This is a genomic window from Sphaerospermopsis sp. LEGE 00249, from assembly GCF_014299995.1.
GTDB lineage: Bacteria > Cyanobacteriota > Cyanobacteriia > Cyanobacteriales > Nostocaceae > Sphaerospermopsis > Sphaerospermopsis kisseleviana.
The window spans coordinates 1-1,029 of sequence record NZ_JACJUZ010000175.1 but is presented as its reverse complement, the minus strand read 5'-3'; the positions used below and the strand labels follow the sequence as shown (position 1 = coordinate 1,029).

The following is a 1,029-nucleotide window of genomic DNA, read 5'->3' as shown; positions in this document are numbered from 1 at the left end:
AAAATCAAATTTCCCACAGCCATAGATTTACACAAATGGTTAGTAGCAGCCATTAAATCTACCCATCCTTGGTATTATGAAGTGTCTAAATGCGCCCCTCAATACGCATTAAGATATTTGTCAGATGCTTTTAAATCTTTCTTCAAGAAAAGTAAAGGAGTTCCTAAGTTTAAGAAAAAGGGTAAACATGATTCTTTTACCTTAGATGGTGCCATAAAAATTGACTACAGAAAGGTAAAAGTACCCGTAATTGGTTGGATAAAAACTTATGAAATTCTCCCTACAGGATATAAACCGAAATCTGTCACCATCAGTAAACAAGCTGACAAGTGGTTTATCTCTTGGAAAATAGAAATAGAAACGACTCAAACCCAGAAAAATCAAGAGTTTGTAGGAGTTGATTTAGGAATAAATCATCTAGCAATATTATCAACAGGAGAAGTATTTGATGGAGTAAAAAGTTATAAAAAGTATGAGAAAAAGTTAGCAAGAATGCAATATTTGAACCGTCATAAAAAAGTAGGTTCAAATAATTATAGAAAAGTCCAAATCAAAATAGCAAGATTACACCAAAAAATAGCCAATATCAGAAAAGATACATTACACAAAATCACCACCTATATCAGCAAAAACCACGCGGTGATAGGGATAGAAGATTTGAATGTATCTGGGATGTTAGCGAATGCGAAATTATCAAAAGCTATTGCCGATATGGGCTTTTATGAATTTAGAAGGCAGTTGGAATACAAAACACAACTGTATGGCAGTAAGTTAGTAATTGTGGATAGATTTTATCCCAGTAGCAAAACTTGCTCAACTTGTGGAGAAAAGAAATCATCACTGTCATTATCTCAAAGAGTGTTTAAATGTGATAGTTGTGGCTTTGAGATTGACAGAGATTTAAACGCTGCGATTAATTTAAAACAAGAAGCGGTCAGATTGATCGTGTTAGCCTGTGGTCAGTGAGCGAAGTCGAACTGTGGACTAGATAGTGCCGACACTGCTAGGGTGAAACAGGAAGAAAAAGCC

At 34.9% G+C, this 1,029-nt stretch carries 1 protein-coding gene; it reads left to right on the top strand.

Translation table 11 applies throughout. From position 1 onward, the window contains the following. On the top strand, nt 1–966 hold a 966-nt coding region (locus H5968_RS24975), incomplete at its 5' end, for an RNA-guided endonuclease TnpB family protein (protein WP_187042083.1). Nucleotides 967–1,029: the final 63 nt, after the last annotated feature.